Origin of the sequence: Paeniglutamicibacter sp. (assembly GCF_046714615.1) — a bacterium.
Taxonomy (GTDB): domain Bacteria; phylum Actinomycetota; class Actinomycetes; order Actinomycetales; family Micrococcaceae; genus Paeniglutamicibacter.
Map to the genome: position 1 here is coordinate 1 of NZ_JBKKAP010000148.1, position 24,059 is coordinate 24,059.

General features: G+C 65.5%; 26 protein-coding genes. 18 read left to right on the top strand and 8 right to left on the bottom strand.

What is annotated here, in order from left to right; genetic code table 11:
- The 3 genes from ACLQ7E_RS18025 to ACLQ7E_RS18035 all read left to right on the top strand — a co-directional run.
- Nucleotides 1-338, top strand: a 338-nt coding sequence (locus ACLQ7E_RS18025; protein ID WP_411733952.1) for an NAD(P)-dependent oxidoreductase, incomplete at its 5' end; no start/stop codon positions are given.
- Nucleotides 339-364: 26 nt separating this feature from the next.
- A complete protein-coding gene (gene kduI, locus ACLQ7E_RS18030) occupies nt 365-1,189 on the top strand; it encodes a 5-dehydro-4-deoxy-D-glucuronate isomerase (RefSeq protein ID WP_411733953.1) in 825 nt (274 codons plus the stop codon).
- Nucleotides 1,190-1,322: 133 nt separating this feature from the next.
- Nucleotides 1,323-1,649, top strand: coding sequence for a cupin domain-containing protein (locus ACLQ7E_RS18035; protein WP_411733954.1), 327 nt, complete (start codon nt 1,323-1,325; stop codon nt 1,647-1,649).
- Between the two features lie 430 nt (nt 1,650-2,079).
- On the opposite strand, the gene ACLQ7E_RS18040 is transcribed toward ACLQ7E_RS18035, so the two are convergent.
- Nucleotides 2,080-2,739, bottom strand: a complete 660-nt coding sequence (locus tag ACLQ7E_RS18040; RefSeq protein ID WP_411733955.1) for a GntR family transcriptional regulator — start codon at nt 2,737-2,739, stop codon at nt 2,080-2,082.
- 145 nt (nt 2,740-2,884) lie between these two features.
- On the opposite strand from ACLQ7E_RS18040, the gene ACLQ7E_RS18045 reads away from it, so the two are divergent.
- The 5 genes from ACLQ7E_RS18045 (at nt 2,885) to ACLQ7E_RS18065 (ending at nt 7,088) form a co-directional block, all read left to right on the top strand.
- Nucleotides 2,885-4,219, top strand: a complete 1,335-nt coding sequence (locus tag ACLQ7E_RS18045) for an MFS transporter (RefSeq protein ID WP_411733956.1) — start codon at nt 2,885-2,887, stop codon at nt 4,217-4,219.
- Nucleotides 4,220-4,284: 65 nt separating this feature from the next.
- The gene (locus ACLQ7E_RS18050) at nt 4,285-5,505 is read left to right on the top strand and encodes an alpha-hydroxy acid oxidase (protein ID WP_411733957.1); all 1,221 of its coding nucleotides are present in this window, start codon (nt 4,285-4,287) and stop codon (nt 5,503-5,505) included.
- A gap of 34 nt (nt 5,506-5,539) precedes the next feature.
- Nucleotides 5,540-6,112 carry a DUF308 domain-containing protein gene (locus ACLQ7E_RS18055; protein ID WP_411733958.1) on the top strand — a complete coding sequence of 191 codons (573 nt, stop codon included), beginning with the start codon at nt 5,540-5,542 and terminating at the stop codon, nt 6,110-6,112.
- Between the two features lie 38 nt (nt 6,113-6,150).
- A complete protein-coding gene (locus tag ACLQ7E_RS18060) occupies nt 6,151-6,456 on the top strand; it encodes a hypothetical protein (RefSeq protein ID WP_411733959.1) in 306 nt (101 codons plus the stop codon).
- Between the two features lie 209 nt (nt 6,457-6,665).
- Nucleotides 6,666-7,088, top strand: a complete 423-nt coding sequence (locus tag ACLQ7E_RS18065) for a hypothetical protein (protein WP_411733961.1) — start codon at nt 6,666-6,668, stop codon at nt 7,086-7,088.
- Nucleotides 7,089-7,156: 68 nt separating this feature from the next.
- Here the strand turns inward: ACLQ7E_RS18065 and ACLQ7E_RS18070 are convergent, their stop codons facing one another.
- Nucleotides 7,157-7,486 (bottom strand): hypothetical protein, encoded by a 330-nt coding sequence (locus tag ACLQ7E_RS18070; protein WP_411733962.1) that lies wholly within the window; start codon nt 7,484-7,486, stop codon nt 7,157-7,159.
- A 57-nt stretch (nt 7,487-7,543) separates the two neighbouring features.
- Nucleotides 7,544-8,098, bottom strand: coding sequence for a CGNR zinc finger domain-containing protein (locus ACLQ7E_RS18075; RefSeq protein WP_411733963.1), 555 nt, complete (start codon nt 8,096-8,098; stop codon nt 7,544-7,546).
- 147 nt (nt 8,099-8,245) lie between these two features.
- Here ACLQ7E_RS18075 and ACLQ7E_RS18080 point away from each other — a divergent pair, with 147 nt between their 5' ends.
- Nucleotides 8,246-9,220 (top strand): EamA family transporter, encoded by a 975-nt coding sequence (locus ACLQ7E_RS18080; protein ID WP_411733964.1) that lies wholly within the window; start codon nt 8,246-8,248, stop codon nt 9,218-9,220.
- A 102-nt stretch (nt 9,221-9,322) separates the two neighbouring features.
- Here ACLQ7E_RS18080 and ACLQ7E_RS18085 read toward each other — a convergent pair whose 3' ends face one another.
- The 3 genes from ACLQ7E_RS18085 to ACLQ7E_RS18095 are packed head-to-tail and all read right to left on the bottom strand — an operon-like array spanning nt 9,323 to nt 12,421.
- A complete protein-coding gene (locus tag ACLQ7E_RS18085; protein ID WP_411733965.1) occupies nt 9,323-11,647 on the bottom strand; it encodes a heavy metal translocating P-type ATPase in 2,325 nt (774 codons plus the stop codon).
- Nucleotides 11,648-11,704: 57 nt separating this feature from the next.
- The gene (locus ACLQ7E_RS18090) at nt 11,705-12,031 is read right to left on the bottom strand and encodes a heavy-metal-associated domain-containing protein (RefSeq protein ID WP_411733966.1); all 327 of its coding nucleotides are present in this window, start codon (nt 12,029-12,031) and stop codon (nt 11,705-11,707) included.
- Between the two features lie 60 nt (nt 12,032-12,091).
- A complete protein-coding gene (locus ACLQ7E_RS18095) occupies nt 12,092-12,421 on the bottom strand; it encodes a metal-sensitive transcriptional regulator (RefSeq protein ID WP_411733968.1) in 330 nt (109 codons plus the stop codon).
- A gap of 83 nt (nt 12,422-12,504) precedes the next feature.
- Here ACLQ7E_RS18095 and ACLQ7E_RS18100 point away from each other — a divergent pair, with 83 nt between their 5' ends.
- Complete coding sequence (locus ACLQ7E_RS18100; RefSeq protein WP_411733969.1) at nt 12,505-13,773, top strand: carbamoyl-phosphate synthase; 1,269 nt, start codon at nt 12,505-12,507, stop codon at nt 13,771-13,773.
- Nucleotides 13,774-14,086: 313 nt separating this feature from the next.
- Here ACLQ7E_RS18100 and ACLQ7E_RS18105 read toward each other — a convergent pair whose 3' ends face one another.
- Nucleotides 14,087-14,503 carry a VOC family protein gene (locus tag ACLQ7E_RS18105; protein WP_411733970.1) on the bottom strand — a complete coding sequence of 139 codons (417 nt, stop codon included), beginning with the start codon at nt 14,501-14,503 and terminating at the stop codon, nt 14,087-14,089.
- A 260-nt stretch (nt 14,504-14,763) separates the two neighbouring features.
- Between ACLQ7E_RS18105 and ACLQ7E_RS18110 the strand changes: the two genes are divergently transcribed.
- The 8 genes from ACLQ7E_RS18110 to ACLQ7E_RS18145 all read left to right on the top strand — a co-directional run bounded on the left by ACLQ7E_RS18110 (nt 14,764) and on the right by ACLQ7E_RS18145 (nt 23,124).
- Complete coding sequence (locus tag ACLQ7E_RS18110) at nt 14,764-16,083, top strand: GAF domain-containing protein (RefSeq protein ID WP_411733971.1); 1,320 nt, start codon at nt 14,764-14,766, stop codon at nt 16,081-16,083.
- 105 nt (nt 16,084-16,188) lie between these two features.
- Complete coding sequence (gene adh, locus ACLQ7E_RS18115) at nt 16,189-17,712, top strand: aldehyde dehydrogenase (protein ID WP_411733972.1); 1,524 nt, start codon at nt 16,189-16,191, stop codon at nt 17,710-17,712.
- A 168-nt stretch (nt 17,713-17,880) separates the two neighbouring features.
- On the top strand, nt 17,881-18,909 hold the full coding sequence (gene adhP / locus ACLQ7E_RS18120) for an alcohol dehydrogenase AdhP (RefSeq protein WP_411733973.1): 1,029 nt from the start codon (nt 17,881-17,883) through the stop codon (nt 18,907-18,909).
- Nucleotides 18,910-19,057: 148 nt separating this feature from the next.
- Entirely contained in the window at nt 19,058-19,471 is a 414-nt protein-coding gene (locus ACLQ7E_RS18125; RefSeq protein WP_411733974.1) for a DUF779 domain-containing protein, read from the top strand.
- A gap of 311 nt (nt 19,472-19,782) precedes the next feature.
- Nucleotides 19,783-20,301 (top strand): diaminobutyrate acetyltransferase, encoded by a 519-nt coding sequence (gene ectA / locus ACLQ7E_RS18130; protein ID WP_411733975.1) that lies wholly within the window; start codon nt 19,783-19,785, stop codon nt 20,299-20,301.
- Between the two features lie 144 nt (nt 20,302-20,445).
- Complete coding sequence (gene ectB, locus ACLQ7E_RS18135) at nt 20,446-21,714, top strand: diaminobutyrate--2-oxoglutarate transaminase (RefSeq protein WP_411733976.1); 1,269 nt, start codon at nt 20,446-20,448, stop codon at nt 21,712-21,714.
- Nucleotides 21,715-21,788: 74 nt separating this feature from the next.
- A complete protein-coding gene (locus ACLQ7E_RS18140) occupies nt 21,789-22,193 on the top strand; it encodes an ectoine synthase (RefSeq protein ID WP_411733977.1) in 405 nt (134 codons plus the stop codon).
- A 58-nt stretch (nt 22,194-22,251) separates the two neighbouring features.
- Complete coding sequence (locus tag ACLQ7E_RS18145) at nt 22,252-23,124, top strand: glycoside hydrolase family 36 protein (protein ID WP_411733978.1); 873 nt, start codon at nt 22,252-22,254, stop codon at nt 23,122-23,124.
- Here the strand turns inward: ACLQ7E_RS18145 and ACLQ7E_RS18150 are convergent.
- Nucleotides 23,121-24,059, bottom strand: a 939-nt coding sequence (locus tag ACLQ7E_RS18150) for a carbohydrate ABC transporter permease (protein WP_411733979.1), incomplete at its 5' end; no start/stop codon positions are given. The two genes, ACLQ7E_RS18145 and ACLQ7E_RS18150, sit on opposite strands and share 4 nt — an antisense overlap.

The following is a 24,059-nucleotide window of genomic DNA, read 5'->3' on the forward strand; positions in this document are numbered from 1 at the left end:
CCCACACGCCGGACACGGAACATCTTGTCTCGGCCGAGCTGCTCCAACTGCTGCGTCCCAACTCCATTCTCATCAACACCGCACGGGCCGAGGTCGTTGACACGGAAGCACTCTTCACCCGGCTCCGCGACGGCCGGCTCTTCGGAGCCGGGCTCGACGTCTTCGAATCCGAGCCCCCGGAAATTGCAACCCTGCCCCTCGAGAACCTCAATCTCGTCCTCACCCCGCATATCGGTTTCCACACGGATGAGGCGGACGAGGTCTTTGGGATCGCCGGGCAAAACATTGTCGCTTTCGCTGATGGCATTCCACGCAACGTCATTACCAAAAATCCGTAGCATCAAAGATTAAGGAACACTTCAGCATGGAAATCCGTCACGCGACGCACCCGGACGAACTCGCAAAAATGAGCGACGACGATATCCGCCAGCGATTCGTTATCAGCGACTTGTTCACCCCCGGCGCGATCAAGGCTGTGTACAGTCATGAAGATCGCATGGTGCTTGGCGGAGTGCATCCGGAGCCCGGCACCACCTTGGATCTCGAGAACTATCCTTCGCTTCGAGCGGAGTACTTTTGCCAACGCCGTGAACTCGCAGTAACAGGCATCAGCGGCACCGGAACGGTAACCGTCGACGGTGAGGAGTACGTCCTCCAGTCGAAGGACGTGCTGTATATCGGCCAGGGTGCCAAGAAGATTCAATTCGCGGCAACACAGGACGGCACACGATTGTTCCTGTCCTCCGCGGTCTCCCATTCCGCATTTCCAACGACCCTGATACCCGCGGACGAGGCGCTTACCACCACGACCGGCGATGAGAAGCACGCAAACCGGAGGGTCGTGCGCAAACATATTCACGACGAGGGCGTACGCAGTAGTCAGCTCGTTTTGGGGATAACGTCTCCCAAAGAAGGCAATGTATGGAACAGCATGCCCCCTCACACGCACGATCGCCGTACCGAGGTGTACCTGTACTTCGATCTCGGCGAGGACGAACGGCTCTTCCACTTCATGGGGACTCCCGGTCAAACTCGACACATCAAGATGCAAAGTGGCGAGGCAGTCATCTCTCCAGCGTGGTCGATGCATTTCGGAGCTGGAACAAGCAACTACTCGTTCCTTTGGGTCATGGCAGGCGAGAACCAGTCCTTCGCCGACATGGACCAGATCGGCGTAAATGAAATCTGAGCAGAATTCCGCCGCATGAGTGGCGCAACCCTGGGCCGAACAACCGGCACCAAGCAGGGATCCGGATCCGGACGTCCTGTCACGGATAAACTCCGAACACGAATATCGGAATCGAAGCTAGTAGGGGGACGAAATGACCGCAGGGGTCGACAAGATCAAGCTCAATGATGTCGAGTGGGACGAGCCGTTGCCCGGAATCCGGCTGCGCTCCCTCGATGCACCCGACGGCACCACCTGGAATATCGTCAACTACGAACCCGGCGCGGTGCGCGATGACGTTTGGTGCGAAAAGGGGCATCGCGGCTTCATTTTTGAAGGAACGATGAGTTACGAGTACTACGACGGCGAGACCTTCTCAGTCGACGCAGGAAACGGCTTCATCGTGAACCCTGGTCGTGCACATCGTGGGCACAACGTCTCTGCGGCGCCGACTCTCTTTATGATGATCGACGACGCATAGGAGGCAACCGCCGCCCGGTCCCGGACAGTCTGGGACCGGGCGCATGAGCACCGGGTTGGGGCGTGCCCAGGAATGCCAATGCGTCCGGACTACTAACGACAGGCGTCAGGCGGTCATCGTTCCAGGGCGTGGAGGTTCAATCGTTTCACCCTGGCTGGCAATGACAAACAGCTTGTCAGTCGAGCCAACAGTCTCAATGCGCTTGTAAAAAAGGCAGGAAGAGGACCTTGCCTACTTCGGGGAACGGATGGCTCTCGATAATGGCTGCCATCAGCGGCCTAGCCTTTCATCTGATTGGAGCACCTTTTTCGGTACAGGTTGGAATCAGTGGGAAGACCATGCGCCAACTCATATCGACAGAACGGTGTCGGGGGATGCACTTTTCCACATGACAAAGAACGAGACTCTGGGAGCCTGAGCCACGGGAAACTCAGGCCCAGAGGCTGCCGGGGTCGGTGAACTGTTGGGCCATGGCGGCCCGGATTGAGCGCAGGTGCACGCGCATGGCATCTTCCGCGGCCCGCGCATCGGCCGCCGCGATGGCAGCATAGATGGCCTCGTGCTCGGCCAGCTCGGTGGGAACGCCCATGTAGCGCTGCAGTCCGGGAAGCACGTGGTGGGCGCGCGCGGTCTCGTCGAAGCAGTGCCGCAGGGAATCGGCCAGGCGGGTATTGCGCGAGGCATCCGCAATGGCCTGGTGGAAATCCTGCGCCGCGTTCATCGCGCCCAGCGGATCGGTGGGGGAGAGCGCGGACTGGGTGTCGAGCAGCTGGCGCAAGTCAACGGCGAGGTGCTGCGGCAGGAATCCGGCCGCGGCGGCGGCAGCATGCGGTTCAAGGAGCATTCGCAGGTCCAGGGTTTCCTGGATGTCGTTGAGCCCCATGGTCCGCACCAGATAGCCCTTCTTTGGCAGTACCGTGAGCAGTCCCTGGGAGGTGAGCAGGCGCAGCGCCTCGCGGACCGGGGTCTTGGAGACCGAGTACTCCTCGGCCAGTCGCGGCTCGACCACGATGCTGCCCGGGGCGATCTGCCCGGTGAGGATGGCCGCGCGCAGCTGGACGACCAGGCGATCGGTGAGCGATGGGCTCATCGGTGATTCTCCTTCGGGTCGGCGGGCATTTTGCCCGCGTCACATTGGGCCGGGTGCGTGGTGGCCCTTGTGAAAGATACTACTCGCCTGTTAGAAATATCTTTCAGGGATTTTTCATGGAGTTTTGAATGGATGGGTGTCAAGGATGACCACTAACCCCGGGCTTCGCGCCGCGGAACAGAGCACCGACGGCCAACGGCTCACCCCGGCCGGACGCCGCGCGCTCTTCGCCGCGGTGCTCGGCACGGTCATCGAGTGGTACGACTACGCGCTCTACGGTGCGGCGGCCGGATTGGTCATCGCCCCGCTCTTCTTCTCCGACGCCGTTGCCTCCGCCGCATCTATGATGGCGTTTGCCACTTTCGCGGTGGGCTTCGTGGCCCGCCCGCTGGGAGGGGTCATCGTCGGGCACATCGGCGACAAGTACGGCCGCCGCCCCGCCATGATGCTGACTATCATCCTCATGGGCGTTGCCACAGTCGGCGTGGGGCTGCTGCCCACCAGCGCAGCGATCGGCGCCGCCGCACCGCTGCTGCTGGTCATCCTGCGGCTGCTGCAGGGCTTCGGCGCAGGCGCCGAGCTGGCCGGTGCCATGACCCTGGTGGCCGAATTCGCCCCGCCCAAGCGCCGCGGCTTCTACACCTCCCTGGTGCTCTCCACCCCGCCGGCCGGCATCGCGCTGGCTACCTTCGCCTTCTTTGCCGTCTCCTCGCTGGGCACCGACGTGCTGTTGGGCTGGGCCTGGCGCGTCCCGTTCCTGGTTTCCGCGGTGCTCTTCGGCCTGGCCCTGTACATCCGCGACCGGCTCGAGGAAACCCCTGAATACTCCCGGGCCATCGAGAAAGCGGCGGCCGAGCGGACCAAGGCGCGCCTGCCGCTGCGCGACGTCCTGGCCCGTGACTGGCGCCAGGTGCTCATCGGGTTCTTCTCCATCACGGGGCACAACGCCATGAACTACATCCTGGCCGTGTACGCGCTGAGCCTCATGACCTCACCGCTGGTCGGCCTGGCCAAGCCCGACGCCCTGCTGGCCGTCACCCTGGGCTCGCTGGTCTCGGTCGCACTGACCCCGGTGGGCGGCTGGCTCTCGGACAGGTACGGGGCGCCGAAGGTGCTGCTCTTCGGCTCGGTCATGGGCGCGGCGCTGGCCTACCCGATCTTCGGACTGCTCACCGCCGGAAGCTTCGCCCTGGCCTTCACTGCGATCGCGCTGGGCTACGGGCTGGTCATCCCGGCCACCAGCGGCGCCCAGGGCGCGTTCCTCACCAACCTCTTCCCGCCGCAGCGCCGGCTAAGCGGCATCGGCGTGGCCCGCGAGACCAACGGTGCGCTCATCGCCGGGCTCAGCCCGCTTATTGCCGCGGCACTGGTCAACGCCGCCGACGGCAGCACCCACCTGGCCGCCGGCTACCTGCTGGCATGCTGCCTGGTCTCGGCGCTCGCCGTTCTGCTCTCCATGCGGGTGCCCGCCAACCATTGACCTGCGCCCCCCTCCAGACGCAGCATCCATCCACGCACGACCCACAGAAAGCCGGAAAACCTCACATGAAGCGTCGCCTGCCGCAGATTTCCGAACTTCGCTCGTTGATGAAGTTCGAGCCCATCACCCTGGACCGGCGGGCGGCCCGCCTGGCCAAGGCCGCCGACGTGTGGGACCTGCGTGCCATCGCCAAGCGGCGCACCCCCACCCCTGCATTCGACTACGTCGATGGCGCCGCCCAGCGCGAACTGACCTACACGCGCACCCGTGAGGTCTTCGATTCGATCGAGCTGATCCCGCGCATCCTGCACGGCACCGCGAGCGCTGACCTTTCCACCACCATTGCCGGGGCGCCGTCGGCGCTGCCCTTCGGCATCGCCCCGACGGGGTTCACGCGCTTCATGCACGCCGAGGGCGAGACCGGCGCGGTGCGCGCCGCCGCGGCCGCCGGCATCCCGTTTTCCCTGTCCACCATGGGCACCCGGTCGCTGGAGGAGGTCGCCGAGGCGGCGCCGGATTCCCGCCGCTGGTTCCAGCTCTACCTGTGGAAGGACCGGGAGAAGTCGCGCCAGCTGCTCGAGCGCGCCCGGGCCGCGGGCTACGACACCCTGCTGGTCACCGTCGACACCCCGGTTGCCGGCCAGCGCCTGCGCGATGCCCGCAACGGCATGGTCATCCCGCCCAAGCTGAATCTCAAGACGGTGCTGGATGCCTCCTACCGCCCCGAATGGTGGTTCAACTTCCTGACCACGGACTCGCTGAAGTTCGCCTCGCTGTCCAACTCCAGTACCGATTTGCCCACGCTGATCAACTCGATGTTCGACCCGACGCTCTCCTTCGCGGACCTGGAGTGGATCCGCTCCATCTGGGACGGCAAGCTCTTCGTCAAGGGCGTGCTCACGCCCGAGGACGCACGCAAGTCGGTCGACGCCGGGGCAGACGGCCTGGTCGTCTCCAACCACGGCGGGCGCCAGCTGGACCGCGCACCCATTTCCCTTGAGGCGCTGGCCGAGGTGCGCGCCGAGGTGGGTGCGGGAACCGAGATCATCCTGGATTCGGGCATCATGTCCGGTGCCGACATCGTCGCCTCGCTATGCGCGGGTGCCGACTTCGTGCTCATCGGCCGGGCGTACCTCTACGGGCTGATGGCTGGCGGCGAGCAGGGCGTTGCGCGGGTCATCGAGCTGCTGGCCAAGGAAATCGAGGTCAACATGCAGCTCATGGGGGCCGCGACGATCGCCGACCTGGGTCCCGAGCTGATCCGCCGGCGGCCCGGGCGCGAATAAGGTCCGGCGGCCCATCGCCGGTAGACTCGTAGTCGTGCCTGCAGTAAAAATTCCCGCAACCATTGCCGCCGAAGTAGCCACCCCAGTGATGGGGCGCGCCGCGACGGCCGCCGGTTTTGCGCTCCTGTCCATTTTCTGGCCCGCCGCTACCAACCAGGTGCTGGCCTATTCGCTGGCTGCCTTCATGGTGATCAGCGCAAAGTTCCTCTGGGACTATGCCAGCGCGCCGAGCGCCCCTAAGCCCGTGCGGGGGCTTTACGCGGCGGCAGCGGTGATCATGATCCTTTCGGGCCTGGTCATGGCGTTCCGCCCCGAGACACTAGTTGTCGCGATCGCCGGAGCCTCGGCCTGGATCATCGCCGGGGTGCTGGAAATCGTGGTCTTCATTCGGCACCGCGCCGGGTTCCTCCCGTTCAAGGACCAGCTGGTCACCGGCTTCGTGTCCCTGGCTGTGGGGGCCTCCCTGCTGATGGGTCTGCAGCTGGACGCGCACGCATTGCTCGGCCTGGCCGGGGGCGGGGCCATCATCCTGGCGGTGTTCGAATTGATTTCGGCCTTCGGCCTGCGCCATGCCGCGAAGGAACCCGAGACCGGGCTTTGGAGCTAGAATAAATGTTGAACCAAAAACCAGTAGGAGGGCCTTTCGTGGGCAACACCCCAGCCGAACAGAAGAAGTCTTGGCAGCAGAGCATCAAGGCACCGCTGTCCTTCTCCCTGGTCATGGCCATCATTGCCGGTGTCGTCGCCACCATTTCGTCAACCGGTGGGTCGGAAAACCCGTTGCGGATCGACATCGGGCTTGTGGCCTTTGGTGTCGCCTTCGTCGCGTGCCTTCTGGTCATTTCCGTGATGACCATGGCGGGCAAGGACAACCCCGAGGAAATGGGAACCGGAGCCGGCGTCAACCGCTCATCGGAAACCCCTGACGCAAAGCCCGAGAAGAAGAACTAGACAAACCACGCTCTTGGCAGATGCCGCCCGGGCTTCCCGGGCGGCATCTGCGGTTAAAGGGGACACCCCGGAGCCACTGCCGGATGTTTGGCCTTCGATTCCTTGGTGGCTTGGCCGAAGCAAGGATGGATCTTGTTCCGCCACCGTGGCCGGACGAGGTTCATTGCTCCCCACGCACCCATGGACGAGCCACCAGCGGCAAACCCGGAATGATTCTTGAGAAGTTTTCAACGGTCCTGCTCATGGCCGCCTATCTGGCGTGCGTCATCGTGTTTGTCGCCTTGCCCTTCCTTGCGGGCGTCGGGCTCAGCGTTCTCATCCATGGCACCGCATCGGTGCGGGACGGGGCACTGCCGTGGATTGTCCGCATCTGCGCCGGCCCGTTCCTGGCCGGCATGCTGCTCGGATGGCGCCTTGATGACTTGATCGAGCGATTCATCCCCGGAAACAAGATTGCGGGGGAGGTGGTGGGGTTCCTGGCCAGCGTCGGTGTCATCATCGAGGGCTACTTGTACTTCTTCGTGGATTACCTGCCCGCGCCGACGGCCGCATTCATTTCGGAACTCGGTCTCTTGGTGTTTCTCCCGATGGTCAAGCGCTCCGAGCACAACATCAAGCGCCTGGAACCGTAGCTCGTTGCAAGGGTCCGCGGGGGACAACTCGGTTGTCTCCCGCGGGCTTTGCTTGCGTCGGAACCTTATTAGTGCGCGGGCTCGGCGCCGTCGCGTCCGCCCCAGCGGTCCAGGAACTCGTCGTGTCCCAGATCCTCCAGGTCCGAGCGCACCATCGCCACCAGGGACTCGGCCTCCTCGATGCTGCCGGCATTGATGCGCAGCACCTCGGCATCATTGTCGATCCGGTGGACCACGACGGCGGCACCGACGGCATCGGATCCGTCTCCGCCGAAGAATGCATCGACCAAGCCTGCGGCCCAGCGGGCGGCGGCACGCACCGGGCCGTCATTGGACTTTTCCAGGTCGACTTCGTACTCGTCAGCGGCATGTGGTTGCGGTACTTCTTCGCTGTTCACGGGTGCTCCTCCGATCAACGGGCCGAATGCACTTTCGGCCATGGCACCAGTGTATGTTCACAGTCCGTGTTTTTGCTCGGATTTCCGCTGGCGGTATGCGCGCACGTGCTCCCGGTTGGCGCAGTTGCCGGTGTCGCAATAGAGCTTGGAACGGTTCCGGGACAGGTCCAGCAGCACCGCCTCGCAGTCCTCGGCCGCGCATACCCGCAAGCGCGACAATTCGCCCGAACGCAGCACATCCACCAGGGCCATGGCGGCTTCCACCGCCATGCGCTCGCTCAATGGCGCCTCCGGAGTGGTGGCGTGGATGTGGTATTCCCACCCGTCGTGCTTGATGAGCTGCGGCAGGGCGCGGGCGTTGCGCAGGATGTTGTTGACCTGGTCCACCGACTCCTGCTCGGAAGCGAGCCACAGTCCGTGCAGCTGGGCGCGTAGCTGCCGTACCGAGCGGAGCTCCGCATCGTTGTGGGTCCGTGAACCCGTGAACCCCTGCCCATTGAGGAACTCGTCGAGATCGGCGCGCGTGAGCAGGCTGTCGGAGGACTGGGTTGCCGAGTTGACGAGCGCCACGATCGAGCCCAGGGCAACCTCTGTGTCAGGTGCAAAGATCATTGTGACTCCTGTGGTGCCTTGTGGATTGACGGAAGAGCCCGTGTGGACCTACTGTCATGATCATACATAGTTTTACTCCTGACAGTCGATGCGGCTTACAAGCCCATTCATGCGTCGGACCAACTTCGCCCCAGGGAGCGTATCGCCGTGCCAAGAGAAGAAATCCCCACCCAGTTGGCACAGCCGGCACCCGTCGCGGCCCCCGTGTCTTCCCCGCGGCCACGCCTGGGAGGTGTCGGCATTGCCCTGTTTTCCTCGGCGGTTTTCGGCCTTTCCGGTTCCTTCGCCAAATCCCTGCTGGAAGCCGGCTGGAGTCCCGCCGCGGCCGTGACACTGCGCATGGCCGGTGCCGCATTGGTGCTGCTGGTTCCCACGCTGCTGATCATGCGCGGCAAATGGTCGCTGGTTGCCGACAATTGGAAATCAATCCTGCTCTTTGGTCTTTTCGGTGTCGGCGCCTGCCAGTTCTTCTATTTCCTGGCCGTCGAACGGCTCGATGTCGGAGTGGCACTGCTGCTGGAATACATGGCCCCGGTGCTGATCGTGCTCTTCCTGTGGGTTCGACACCGCAAGACGCCCAAGGCCATGACGATTGGCGGCGCACTCTTGGCCCTTTCCGGGCTGGTCGCTGTCCTGGACCTGACGGGGGAGACGCGGGTGGACCCGATCGGCGTGCTCTGGGGGTTGGGCGCCGCCGTTGGGTTGACCGTTTACTTCTTCATCAGTGCCCGCGCCGATGGCGCACTGCCGCCGATCGTGCTGGCCACCGGCGGGCTCCTTGTCGGGGCCGTGACGATGGGTCTGCTGGGTCTGGTCGGCGTGTTGGACATGCAGGTGAGGTTCGTGCCGGTGAAGCTGGCGAACTGGGAAACCCACTGGTGGGTGGCCCTCGGCGGGCTGATCCTGTTCTCCACCGTCATTGCCTATGTCACCGGCATCATGGCCGCCCGGGCGCTGGGCTCGAAGCTCGCTTCCTTCATCTCGCTCACCGAGGTGCTGTTCGCGGTGCTGTGGGCCTGGCTGCTGCTGGGTGAATTGCCCGCCGGGGTGCAGCTGCTCGGCGGCCTGTTGATCGTCGGCGGCGTGCTGCTGGTGCGTGCCGACGAATTGCGCAGCCGGTAGCCAGGCCCCCCGACAGACATGGAAGGGCCGGTGCCCCGCTGCATTGCTCCCTGGGGGAAACACTGCTGCGGCACACCGGCCATGCCGAGGGATCCGTCGTCCCTATGTGCGGCCGAAGCCGCGCAGCCGCAGCGAGTTGGCCACGACCAGCACGGAGCTGGCGGCCATGGCGGCCCCGGCAATCATCGGGTTCAGGAAACCCAGGGCGGCAATCGGGATGCCGGCGGTGTTGTAGGCAAAGGCCCAGAACAGGTTCATCTTGATGGTGCCCAAGGTCTTGCGGGACAGCTCGATGGACTGGGCCACCTGGGCGAGGTCGTTGCCCATGATGGTCAGGTCCGCCGCCTCGATGGCAACGTCGGTGCCCGAGCCCATGGCGATTCCGAGGTCGGCCTGGGCAAGCGCCGGGGCGTCGTTGACCCCGTCGCCGACCATTGCCACGACCCGGCCCTCGGCCTGCAGCTTGCGCACGGCCTGGACCTTGCCCTCGGGGAGGACATCGGCAAAGACGTCGGCCTCGGCAATGCCGACCCGGGCGGCAACCTGCGTGGCTACCGCGGCGTTGTCCCCGGTCAACAGCACCGGGCGCAGGCCCAGTTCCTTGAGCCGGGCAATCGCGCCGGCTGAGGTCTCCTTGATGGTGTCGGAGAGGTTGATGAGCCCGGCAAAGGTGCCGTCGATGCCGACCATGATGGAGGTGGCGCCGGATTCCTGGGCTCCGCGCAGCATCTTGTGGTGCCCCGCGTCGAGTTCGACCCCGTTTTCCTGCATCCAGCTGACCCGGCCGGCAACCACGGAGCGGTCACCGACGCGGGCCTTGACCCCTCCGCCGGGGGCGGAGGTAAAGTCGGTGGCCTCGGCCAGCGGGGCGGTGGCTCGTGCCGCGGCCACGATGGCATGGGCGATGGGGTGTTCGGAACCTGATTCCGCGGCACCGGCCAGGGCCAGCAGCGCGGGAGCGTCGAAGCCTGCCGCCGGCATGGTGGAGGTGACCGCGAGGTTGCCCTCGGTGATGGTGCCGGTCTTGTCCAGCAGCACGGTGTCGATCTTGCGGGTGTCCTCCAGGACCTGCGGGCCGCGGATCAGGATGCCCAGCTGGGCTCCGCGTCCGGTGCCCACCAGCAGGCCGATGGGTGTGGCCAGGCCCAGGGCGCACGGGCAGGCGATGACCAGCACCGCGACGGAGGCGGCAAACGCAGCGTTCGTATCCCCGGTGAGCACCAGCCACAACACGAACGTCAGCACGGCGATTACGAGCACAATGGGCACGAAGACCGCGGAGATCCGGTCGGCCAGCCTGGCGATGGGCGCCTTGCCGGTCTGCGCCTCGGAAACCAGGCGTCCCATCTGGGCCAGGGTGGTGTCGGCACCCACACGGGTGGCGCGCACCAACAGGGCACCGGAGGTGTTGATGGTGGCGCCGGTGACGGCGTCGTCGGGGCCCACCTCGACCGGAACCGATTCCCCGGTGACCAGGGCGGTGTCCACTGCGGAGTGGCCGGAGACCACGAAGCCGTCGGTGGCGATTTTCTCGCCCGGGCGCACCACGAACTCATCGCCGGGAACCAGCTCGGAGGCGGCAACCTTGGTCTCGACCCCGTTGCGCAGCACGGTGGCTTCCTTGGCTCCCAGATCCAGCAGGGTCTTTAGGGCGTCCCCTGCCCGCGACTTGGCCCGCGCTTCAAGGTAGCGGCCCAGCAGCAGGAAGGTCGCCACCACGCCGGCGGTTTCGAAGTACAGCGCGTGTTCGCCCATCGGCATGCCGACGTGGGCTGTCAGCATCGGATCGAGGGCCAATTGCCACACCGAGAAGAAGTACGCCGCGAGCACTCCGATGGACACCAGCGTGTCCATCGTGGAGGCCAGGTGCCGTGCATTGATGGCGGCTGCGCGGTGGAACGGCCAGGCGCTCCAAAAGACCACCGGGGTGGACAACGCCATGGCGACCCAGCCCCAGTGCTGGAACTGCGCCGGAGGGACCATGGAAATGACGAAGAGCGGCACGGTGAGGATGGCGCCCACCATGAGCCGCTTCCTCAGGTCCCCGCCGACGGGGCCGTGGTCGTGCATCCCCCCGGCGTGTGGATCGGGCTCGTGGCCCGGATCGGTGCCGTGGTGCCCGTGCTCCGGGGCCCCGTCGCCGGGCCTCGGGACCGCGGTGTCGGGCGCCGGGGCGTGGGCGTACCTGTCCGCCTTGACCTGTGCCTTGTATCCGGCGGATTCGATGGTCGCGATGAGCTGGTCGTCGCTGACGGATTCCGGGACGGTGACGCGCGCCGATTCCAGCGGAAGGTTCACCAGGGCCTCGACGCCCTCGATCTTTCCGAGCTTGCGTTCGACGCGGCCCACGCACGATGCGCAGGTCATGCCCTGGATGTCCAGGTCGACGATGCGTTGGTTGACGGGGAAATCGATTTCGTTGCTCATGCTTCCGTTCCTGGGGTTCTCCGGCGGCGGATCGCGCCGCGTGCGGTCGGTGTGGGCCTAGGCTCCGGCGGAGACGAGCGTGTAGCCGGCCTCTTCCACGGCCCGGGCCAGCAGTGCGTCTTGGATCGGCGCGCTGGCGGTGACGTTTGCGGTGGACGTGCCACCTGCCGAGAGGATGACCTCGACGTCGGTGACGCCTTCGACCTCGCGCAGTTCCTCGGTGACGGAGGCGACGCAGTGGCCGCAGGTCATGCCGTCGATCTTCAGCGTGATGTGGTTCTGGTCCATGGTGTCCTCCGGTCGCGTGGTGATGGTGAGTCCTTCATTTGAGTTGCTGCCGCAGCAGCCGCCGCCGCAGCAACCGCCGCTTGATGTTTCGCTCATGGTTTCTCCTTGGGAGTGGATTCTTGGGTGGGCAAATCTTGGGGGAAGGCGTGCGGCGTTTCAGCGCAGCAGTCGGCCAATGGCCACGGTGACTTCGGAGACCTTCTCATCCACGTAGGACTGGTCCCCGGTTTCGAGGCTTTGGGCCGCGGCGTTCACGACGCAATGGGAAACGTGCTCCTCCACCAGGCCGAGGCTTACCTTGTGCAGGGCCGCGTTGATGGCAGAGATCTGTGTGAGGATGTCGATGCAGTACTTGTCCTCATTCACCATGCGACTGACACCGCGGACCTGGCCCTCGATGCGGCTCAGTCGCTTCAGCAGCGATTCCTTGTTGGCGGTGTATCCGTGGCCGACGTGCTCGTCGATCGGAAGGGCGATGTTTTCCATACCCCAAACAATACCCCCCGAGGGTATGTTGTCAAGTACCCCTCTGGGGTATTCGATTTGTGGGGGGTTGATAGTTTTGGTTCATGCAGATCAACGAGAACCAGCCCTTCGTCCCTGTCATTTTGGGCGGTGACATCGGCGCGTACTCGTTGGCGCGCGAGTTCCACGAGCAGTACGACGTGCATTCGGTCGTCGTTCCCTCCGTCATGACCGGCATTACCGAGCACTCGCGAATCCTGTTGCCGCGCCCCTTCGCGCAGCAGGACGACCCGGCGGCATTCGCTGCCTTCGTTTCCGGGCTGGGGCGTGAATTCGGCGGCTCCAATGGCGCCAAGCGCCCGCTACTGCTCCTGGGCGCGGCCGACCAGCACATCCGCTTCATCGCCACCCATGCCGAAGAGCTCTCCGAGTGGTTCACCATCCCGTATGTCGGAAACGCGGAATTGGACCGGGCCACGGAAAAGGACGCCTTCTACGAGCTATGCCGCGACCTTGGCGTGAGCTACCCGGCCACCGTGGTCCACGACTGCGCCGGCGGTTCCGCGGATCCCGCGGCGCTCGAAGCCGAACTTGCCGCCGAAGGCGTGCCGTTCCCCGCCATCGTCAAGCCCTCGGACGGCGTGGCCTGGGGGGCCTTGGAATTTGCGGGCAAGAAGAAGGTACACACCGTCGCCTCGCTGGCGGAGCTGACCGAACTCACTGCCAATGCATCCAACGCCGGGTACACCGGCACGCTTGTCATCCAGGACCTGATCCCGGGCGATGACAGCGGCATGCACCTGGCCACGTTCTTCAGCGACCGGAGCGGCAAGGTGCGCTTTGTTTCGTGCGGCCGGGTCATCGTCGAGGAGCACGCGCCGGGCGCCCTGGGGAACTCCGCGGCCATCGTCGCGCAGCCCAACGACACGGCGGTCGCCGAAGGCACGCGCCTGCTGGAGGAGCTGGGCTGGACCGGCTTCTCCATGTTCGACATGAAGCTCGACCCGCGCGACGGCACCTACAAGTTCTTCGAGCTGAACCCGCGCCTGGGCCGCAACCACTTCTACATCACCGCCGCCGGGCACAATGTCACGCGCTTCTACGTCGAGGAATACCTGCGCGGCGGACTGGCCGGGGGAGAGGAACTGCAGGTCGCCGGCAACCGCCACCTCTACAACATCCTGCCGCTGCGACTTTTGCGACGCTACCTGCCAAGCGACATGAAGAGCGGGGTCGAGGAACTCATTTCGGCCAAGCGCTACAGCCACCCGCTGTACTACAAGAAGGAAACCAGCCCCCGGCGTTGGTTCTACATCCTTCTCAGCACGGTGAACCACTACCGCAAGTTCAAACGCCACCACCCGGCATCCTAGAGTTCCGGGCCGCCTCCGGCGTAGAGTGAAGAAACTTCACGGCAGGCGGGTCAAAGGAGAAAACATTGGGTGACTACAAGTTGTACACGGATGCCGAGCGCGCCACCTTCCTGGCGCCTTCCTGTGAGCGATGCGGGCAGCACCGCCACATCGTGTGGGAGGACAAGGGTGAGCGTTCGGCCCATTGGTCGCCGCGCGATGCGGGCTGTTCCAATGAGGCCTGCACGGCCTGAAATCGGAGGTCCCGGAACCAGGAGGCAACGGGTGGTTGTGCCGCCGATCATCGAGTCGGCGGCACAACCGCCCGTTTCCCTTAGGCTCCCTGGCCGGCCGACATGTCCATCCAGCCGACTTCCCATTCGTGTCCGTCCGGGTCCAGGAACGCGACCGAGTACATGCCCGGGAATTCCTCGGACGCCTCGCGGTAGATGGTGCCGCCATGGGCGAGTGCGCGGCTCGCATACTCATCGACCTCTTCGCGGCTTTCCCCGCTGATGGCGTTGAGCACCTCACGCGGTCCGGCGCCGTAGGTGGGCTTGTCCCCGTTGCGCAGGAACGACGAGTAGAACTCCTCGGAGAGCACCATGACCCAGATGGTCTCGGTGATCATCCAGGCAGTGGCCACCTCGTTGGAGAAATCGGTGTTCTTTTCGAATCCCAGCCCGGCATAAAACGCATCCGAGGCGGCAAGATCCGTGGTGGGAAGATTGACGTAAATCATGCGGGCCATGGGGCCGCTCCTTTTCTTGGGGACGGACGTAGGGCGAAACGGGAAAAGCATCCCGCACCCATGATGCTCGGGCGACCGGATCGGTGCAAGGGTGCGCGCCGACACCATTGACTGCGGATGCGTTGGTCATGGCCGGAGCCGTTGGGGTTCATTTGACGAAGGATCTCCCCTAAGCTGGGGAGCAAATCGTGAAGGGGATCACGTTGCGTGTCGGGTCAACACTCCACGCCTTGGTTCCCTGTCCCCGCGGAAGGTGAAAAATGCCTCTGATTTCTCCTGCCTCCATGGCGCTGCAGCGCAGTGCCATGGAGGCCCACGAGACATTGGGATCAGGGGTGCTAGACCATATCGCGTGGCAGTTGCGCGATGTCGTTCGTGAATCATGGCTGCGTTCAATGGAGTTCAAGGGTGCGGCGGAATCCAATGCCCACACAGTGCTCAGCGATGAAGACCTGCGCGGATTGCGCACCGCTTCCCCGTTGCGGCTTGTTCTTCCGGTGTTTGACCGCCTGCTTCTGGAGCCCACTCGTGACACCGGCCTGATCCTGGCGATCGGCGATCCGACCGGACGCCTGCTCTGGGTCAAGGGAGACAGCCAGGTCTTGAGGGACGCCGAGTCCATGGCCTTTGTTCCGGGTGCCGACTGGTCGGAACGCGCCGTGGGAACCTCGGCGCCAGGAACCGCCTTGGTCACCGGCGGGGGCGTCCAGGTTTCCGGGGCAGAGCACTTCGATCCCATCGCACATCGCTGGAGCTGCACCGCGGTCCCGATCCATGCCCCGGACACCGGGGAAATGATCGGGGTCGTGGACATCACCGGCGGCGCCGATGCCGTCGCCGCGCATTCGCTGGCGCTGCTGAAGGCGGCAGTGGCGGCAGCGGAATCCGAACTGCGCTGGCACCAGCAACACCATGAACCGGTGCGGAGGACCTTCGCGGTGCCCTCCGCGGCAGTGCCGAGCACCGCGCCGGGGAAAGTGTCAATGCTGCGGTTGACCTCGGGTACGGGAGTGGAGCTGCGCCGCGGCGACAAGCGACTTGAACTCAGCAGCCGGCATGCCGAATTGCTTGCGCTGCTTTGCTGGCATCCCCGCGGGCTGACCGGCGAGGAATTGGTGGAGCTGCTGCACCTGAATCCTGATGCGGCCGACATGGGAACGCTGCGGGCGGAGATGGTCCGGCTGCGCAAGGTCCTGACGGAATTCGATCCGTTGCTGGTCCCGCTTTCGCGCCCTTACCGGCTGCGGAGCTTGCCGACGAGCGACGCCCGCGAAGTGCTGTGTGCCGTCGAGGACGGCGACCTCGACACTGCGCTTGCCCATTACGCGGGGCCGGTCCTGCCTCGCTCGCAGGCACCGGGCATCGAAGTGATCCGAGACGAGGTCTTTGCCGCGCTGCGCCAGGGGATGTTGCAGGACGGCACCGACGCACAGCTGCTTCGCTTCCTGGAGTTGCCCGAGGTGCACGACGACGAGGAAGTCCTCGGCACCACCTTGCAGGTCCTGCCCGCCCGTTCGCCCCGCCGGGCCATGGTGGTCGCCGCGCTCGAGCGTCTCGAACGGCTCGAATCCGCCGGTTGACCGGCGGCACATCGGGGCCGCAGTGGAATGCAACGTTGCCGCAACGTTGATGTGAGTAGGCTCACATTCAGAGCAACACCACACCACCGATTGCAAGGAGTCGTCATGACGGTCTACGCCAACCCCAACACCGAAGGTTCCCTGGTCCAGTTCAAGTCCCGCTACGAGCACTACATCGGAGGCCAGTGGGTCGCCCCGATCAAGGGCGAGTACTTCGAGAACATCACCCCGGTCACCGGCAAGGGCTTCTGCGAGGTCGGCCGCGGCACCGCCGAGGACATCGAGGCGGCCCTTGACGCAGCCGAGGCCGCCGCGGGCCCCTGGGGCAAGACCAGCCCCGCGGCGCGTGCGGTGATCCTGAACAAGATCGCGGACCGCATGGAGGAAAACCTGGAGATGCTTGCCGTCGCCGAGACCTGGGACAACGGCAAGGCGGTCCGCGAGACCATCAACGCCGACATGCCGCTGGCCATCGACCACTTCCGCTACTTCGCCGGCGCCATCCGCGCCCAAGAGGGCAGCCTCTCGCAGATCGACGAGAACACCACCGCCTACCACTTCCACGAACCGCTCGGCGTGGTCGGGCAGATCATCCCCTGGAACTTCCCGATCCTCATGGCCGTCTGGAAGCTCGCCCCGGCACTGGCAGCGGGCAACGCCATCGTGCTCAAGCCCGCCGAGCAGACCCCGGTCTCCATCCTGGTGCTCATGGAACTGATCGGCGACCTGCTCCCTGCAGGCGTGCTGAACGTCGTCAACGGCTTCGGCGTCGAGGCGGGCAAGCCGCTGGCCTCCAACAAGCGCATCCGCAAGATCGCGTTCACCGGCGAGACCACCACCGGCCGGCTGATCATGCAGTACGCCTCCGAGAACCTCATCCCGGTCACCCTCGAACTGGGCGGCAAGTCCCCGAACATCTTCTTCGAGGACGTTGCGGCCAAGGACGACGCCTTCTATGACAAGGCCAAGGAGGGCTTCACCATGTTCGCGCTGAACCAGGGCGAGGTCTGCACCTGCCCTTCGCGCGCCCTGGTCCAGGAATCCATCTACGACTCCTTCATGGCCGACGTCATCAAGCGCACCGAAGCCATCAAGCAGGGCAACCCGCTGGACACCGACACCATGATGGGCGCCCAGGCCTCCAACGACCAGCTGGAAAAGATCCTCTCCTATCTGGACATCGGCAAGGCCGAGGGCGCCAAGGTGCTCACCGGTGGCGGGCGCGCGGAGCTCGGCGGGGATCTCGACGGCGGCTACTACGTGCAGCCGACCATCTTCGAGGGCCACAACAAGATGCGCATCTTCCAGGAGGAAATCTTCGGCCCCGTAGTCTCGGTCGCCAAGTTCTCCGGCTACGACGACGCCATCGAGATCGCCAACGACACCCTCTATGGTCTGGGCTCGGGCGTGTGGAGCCGCAACGGCAACACCGCCTATCGCGCGGGCCGCGACATCCAGGCCGGACGCGTCTGGGTCAACCAGTACCACGCCTACCCGGCACACTCGGCGTTCGGCGGCTACAAGTCCTCCGGCATCGGGCGTGAGAACCACAAGATGATGCTGGACCACTACCAGCAGACGAAGAACCTGCTGGTCTCCTACTCGGAGGACAAGCTCGGCTTCTTCTAAACCGCCCGCGGTCGGCGGCCGGAAGGCCGCCGACCATCAGCCAGCACCACCCACCGCACGTGAGCAACACCCCCCCACCTTTCTTCGGTGGCGCGGGATCAGGGGGCCCGCCACCATCCGGTGCACCCCCCTGTCCTCGCGCCTTCGTCCAATGACAAGGAAATCCTGATGAGCACCATGCGCGCAGCCATAGTCGAGAAATTCGGCGACGAACTCACCGTTGGAACCACCGAGATCCCCGAGCCCGGCCCTGGCCAGGCGCTGGTGAAAGTCATCGCCTCCGGTGTTTGCCACACCGACCTGCACGCCGCCGAGGGCGACTGGCCCATCAAGCCGAAGCTCCCGCTGGTCCCCGGACACGAGGGCGTCGGCAACGTCGTGAAGATCGGCGAGGGAGTCACCGAGGTCAAGGTCGGCGACCTGGTCGGCAACGCCTGGCTGGCCAGCGCCTGCGGCAGCTGCGAATTCTGCCGCACCGGCTGGGAGACCCTGTGCGAGTCGCAGCAGAACGGTGGCTATTCCGTCAACGGTTCCTTCGGCGAGTACATGCTGGTGGATGCCAAATTCGCCGCGCACATCCCGGAGGGCGCGGACCCTTACGAGATCGCCCCGGTGCTCTGCGCCGGCGTGACCGTCTACAAGGGCCTGAAGCAGACCGAGGTCAAGCCCGGCCAGTGGGTAGTCATCTCCGGCATTGGCGGGCTCGGGCACATCGCCGTGCAGTACGCGCATGCCATGGGCATGCGCGTCGCCGCGGTCGACGTCGCCGAGGAAAAGCTGGCACTGGCCCGCTCACACGGCGCCGAGGTCACCGTCAATGCGTTCGCCGAAGACCCCGCCGAGGCCATCCAAAAGGCCACCGGCGGTGCCCACGGGGTACTCGTCACCGCGGTGCACCCGGCGGCATTCGGCCAGGCCATCGGCATGACCCGGCGCGGAGGAACCATCGTGTTCAACGGACTGCCGCCGGGGGACTTCCCGGCACCGATCTTCGACATCGTGCTCAAGGGCCTGACCATCCGCGGTTCGATCGTGGGCACCCGGCAGGACATGGACGAGGCGCTGGACTTCTACGCCCGTGGCAAGATCAAACCCACGTTCCACACCCGCCCGCTCGAGGACGTCAACGCGGTCTTCGACGAAATGAAGCACGCCAAGATCGATGGCCGAGTGGTCATCGACTACGTCAACAAATAGCACTCGCCACCGACCATCCTGCCCCGTGGAACAAGGGCCGGGCCAGCAAGAACCGTTCCACACCTCCCGCCCGGCACCGATCCCCCAAGACGGTGCCGGGCGGTGGTGTCTGTCATTGGAAACACCGGAAGGACAAGGTAGCAGAACCATGGACAACGTCATTGAATCGGCACCGACGATTGCCGGTGAGGAATTTTCGCGTGTGGCGCTCGGGCCGGAGGCCGCGGACCTGTTGCGCAAGCTCTGGAACCGGCACGGGCCGCTGATGTTCCACCAGTCGGGCGGTTGTTGCGACGGATCCTCGCCCATGTGTTTTCCGGCGGGTGAATTCAAGACCGGCGATTCGGACATTCGGCTGGGGGCCTTCACCCTGTCGGACGAAGCCGGCAACCCGCTGGGCAACCTGGATTTTTGGATGAGCCGCGAGCAATTCGAGTACTGGAAGCACACCAAGCTGACCATCGATGTGGTGCCGGGGCGCGGCTCGGGCTTCTCCGTGGAGGCGCCCGAGGGCAAGCGCTTCCTGATCCGCAGCGAGATTATCGAGTTCCCTTCGTCTTAGATACAGCGTCGCGAGCCGGTTTGGTGAGCCCGCCCCGCGCCATTTTCGGTCCCGGGTGTGACGTGGCGCGCAATTCCGGGCGTGAGGGGCGACACAAGGCTTCGACGTAATGTAACAAAATGGTAACGGTATTTCGGGGCTCTTTTCGACACCGCCCGGCACCAGTGCATCCTTAGTCGCCCGTGGGATGCCTCCGATTGGGGGAGCACACCCGCAACCGGTCGATTCGTGTCAAATCCGCGGGACTCGGGGTTGTGTTCTCCTGACATGTGGCTACGTTGGAATGGATGGTTGAAGAACTCGAAACAAAAATGTCCGAGGCAACATTCCGCCAACCAGCAGTATCCGATGGCCAGGCCCTCTGGCAGATGGCCAACGACAGCCAGGTGCTGGACGTGAACACTTCGTATGCGTACCTGCTCTGGTGCCGCGACTTCGCCAAGACGTCGCTCATCGCCGAGATCGGCGGTGCCCCGGCCGGTTTCGTCACCGGCTACCTGCGTCCCGATGAACCGGGAACCCTTATGGTGTGGCAGGTTGCCGTGGGCGCCGGCTTCCAGCAGCGCGGCCTGGCAGCGACCATGCTCGACGAGCTTGCAGCACGCTGCGGCGCAGAACGCCTCGAAACCACTGTCACCCAGGACAACGCGCCCTCCAATCGGCTGTTTGCCCGCTTCGCCGAACGGCATGGGGCCGAACTGACCCGCGCGGCGTTGTTCACCCCCGAGCTGTACCCGGACGCCCACGACACCGAGTTCCTGTACCGGATCGGCCCGCTGGTCAGCAAAACATCACTTGTGCCCGAGCTGGCTGGCGCCGGCAGCCGCTAGCGGCACCACTGCGCGGCCCTGCCGCACCCCCAAGTCTCCGGCCGGCGGCCCGAACCGCCCGCAGCACCACCAGCATCTCCGCTCCGCGGCCCGCTCCTTCGAGGACCGGCCGCAGCTTTGTCGTACCTATTGAAGGGAAAGACCATGAGCAATATTTTTGAAACCCTTGAGTCCGAAGTCCGCAGCTATTCCCGCAGCTGGCCCGTCGTGTTCACGCACGCCAGCGGCGCCACACAGACAGCGGAGGACGGGACCGAATACCTGGACTTCTTCTCCGGCGCCGGCGCCCTGAACTACGGGCACAACAACCCGAAGCTGACCAAGCCGCTGCTGGACTACCTCGCCAGCGGCGCGGTCGTGCACTCGCTGGACATGATGACCCCCGCCAAGCGCGAGTTCCTGGAAACGTTCCAGGAGCTGATCCTCAAGCCCCGCCACCTGGACTACAAGGTCATGTTCCCCGGCCCGACGGGGACGAACACCGTGGAGGCGGCGCTGAAGCTGGCCCGCAAGGTCACCGGGCGCCAGCACATCCTCTCCTTCACCAACGCGTTCCACGGGATGACCCTGGGCGCGCTGTCGGTGACCGGCAACTCGCTGAAGCGCAAGGGCGCCGGCATTCCGCTGACCAACAGCTCCAAGATCCCGTACGACGACTACTTCGACGGCGCCACGGCCGACTTCATGTGGCTCGAGCGGGTCCTGGAGGACTCGGGCTCCGGCGTGGACAAGCCCGCCGCGGTGATCGTCGAGACCGTGCAGGGCGAGGGCGGCCTGCGTGCGGCCCGCGTCGAATGGCTGCGCACCCTTGCCGCCTTGCTCAAGCGCCACGACATCCTGCTGATCGTCGACGACGTCCAGGCGGGCTGCGGCCGCACCGGCACCTTCTTCAGCTTCGAGGAAGCCGGGATCGAGCCCGACATCGTATGCGTGTCCAAGTCGATCTCCGGCTACGGGCTGCCGATGGCGCTGACTTTGTTCCACCCGGAACTGGACGTCTGGGAGCCCGGCGAGCACAACGGGACCTTCCGCGGCCACAACCCTGCATTCGTCACCGCCACCGCGGCGCTGCGCACCTACTGGGCCAACGACGAGTTCCAGCAGCAGCTGGCAGGCACCATCGAGACCCTGCACCGCGGCCTCGAGGAGATCGCCGGCACCGTCGAGGGCGCGGGCCTCCGCGGCCGCGGCCTGCTCGTCGGCATCATCTTCCCGGATCGGGCGACCGCCTCCAAGGTTTCCGCCGCGGCCTTTGCCAACGGGCTGCTGGTTGAGACCTCCGGCCCCGAGGACGAGGTCGTCAAGATCATGCCGCCGCTGACCGTCACCGATGAGGAAATCGAGCGCGGCCTGGCAATCCTCGCCGCGGCAGTGCGCACCGCCGTCGCCTCGCCCGCGCTGGCCTCGGCGTAGCCCGCTCCGCCCTACCCACCGACCGCGGCTGTGCAACGGCCGCCCACAAGACCGAATCGATCCCTGGAGGACACATGCTGGTTACCAACCTGAACGACCTGAACGACACGGACCGCGACATCAAGTCGGAAACCTGGCGCAGCCGCCGCATGGTGCTTGCCGGGGAAGGCGTCGGCTTCTCCTTCCACGACACCGTGATCTACGCCGGGACCACCTCGACGTTCCACTACGCCAACCACATCGAGGCCGTGTACTGCGTCCAGGGCGAGGGAACGCTGACCAATGAGGAGACCGGCGAGGTGCACGAGCTGCGCGACGGCACCATGTACCTGCTCAACGGCCACGAGAAGCACACCGTGCGCGCCGCCACCGAGCTGCGCATGGCCTGCGTGTTCAACCCGCCGGTGACCGGCCGCGAGATCCACGACGAGCACGGCGTCTACCCGCTCATCGTCGAGGAGACCGCTTCGGTCTCCTAACCACCAACGGGGACACTCCCCTGGATTTGCCCGCCTCTTTCCCAGGCCGGGCACCCCGATGTGGCCGGCCCCCCCGGGGCCGCCCCACGACGGCTACGAGGCCGAGATCGGCGACTGGCTGGAGCGCTCAAATCGCTTCGGGCCGCTGCCGGAGCTCACCGCGCGCATCCGTGCCACCGGACGGCGGGCCGGCATCTGGGTCGCTCCGTTCCTCGTCGGCGCGAACAGCCGCGTCGCCCGCGAGCACCCCGGCTGGCTCGTCGGCGGTGCCGACGGCGGCCACGGCTGGGGCCAGGCACTGTACGTGCTCGACGTCACGCACCCTGAGGCGGCCGAGCACCTCACGCACGTCTTCCGCACGCTCGCCGCGGACGGCTTCGGCTATTTCAAGCTCGACTTCATCTACGCCGGCGCCATCGCCGGCCGCCGGCACGCCGATGCCGACCCGGTCGCCGCCTACCGCCGCGGGCTGGAGCTGATCCGCGCGGGCGCGGGCGAGGACGCTGTGATCGTCGGCTGCGGCGCACCGCTGCTGCCCTCCATCGGGCTGGTCGACGCCATGCGCGTCTCTCCCGACATCCACGCCGAGTGGCAGCCGGAGGAGTTCGGTGGGGACATCACCCAACCCGGCATGCGCAGCGCGCTGACCACGGGTCGCGCGCGCGCGTGGATGCACGGGCGCTGGTGGGTCAACGACCCCGACTGCCTCCTGGTCAGGCCCGCTGTCGAGCAGCGCGAGCGCTGGGCCGCCCACCTGCGCGCTTACAGCGGCCTGGCCGCCTCCAGCGACCCGCTCGAGCAGCTCGACGAACGCGGCCTGGAGCTGACCCGCGAGCTGCTGCGCCCCTCCTCGCCGGCGCCGGTGCGGTGGAACCCGCTCGCGGGCCCCGACCAGGGACTGATCGGGGCCGCGGCGGAGTCGTCCTCCTAGCCCTTGACCGCGCCCGCGGTGAGCCCGCGCACGAAGTAGCGCTGGAGCGAGAAGAACACGAGCAGCGGGACCGTCATCGAGATGAACGCGCCCGCGGTCAGCAGGTGCCAGTCCTGCCCGAACTGGCCGACCAGTCCGGCCAGCGCCACCGTGACGACCTGGTTCTCGCCCGCGCCGAGGAAGATCAGCGCGACCAGGAGGTCGTTCCACGTCCACAGGAACTGGAAGATGGCGAACGCCGCGATGGCCGGCATCGCCATCGGCATGATCAGGCGCCAGAACGTGGTGAAGTGGCTCGCGCCGTCGACCTTGGCCGACTCGATCACCTCGAACGGCAGGGTCGCCATGTAGTTGCGCAGCGTGTAGATGGCCAGCGGCATCCCGAATCCGGCGTGCACGAGCCAGACGGCGAGGAACGTGCCGTTGAGCTCGAGGTTGCCGAAGATCTTCAGCCACGGGATGAAGACGACCAGCATTGGAACCGCCAGCAGGGCGACACACAGCACGAAGAACACGTCGCGGCCCGGAAAGCGCATGAACGTGAACGCGTAAGCGGCGAACGCGGCGATCATGATCGGGATCACGGTCGCCGGCACCGCCACCACGATCGAGTTGATGAACGCATCGCCGACGCCGCGGTCGAGCACCTCCTGGTAGTTGCCCAGCGACCAATCCTCGTCGAACGGGTTGGCCAGCGCGGTCCACCAGCCCGTGGTCTTGGCGTCATCGGGGTTGCGGACCGAAGTGACCAGCAGCCCGAGCGCCGGAACCATCCACAGCAGGCAGATGCCGAACAGGATGATCTTGACGATGGGGTTGGCGCTGCCCGGCTCCAGCGAGGGCCGGCGGCGGCCCGTGCGGGCCTTGCCGGCGGTCTTGATGGCTGGAGCCGCCGCGACGGGCGTCTGCTGTGAGCTCATCGCAATCTCTCCTGG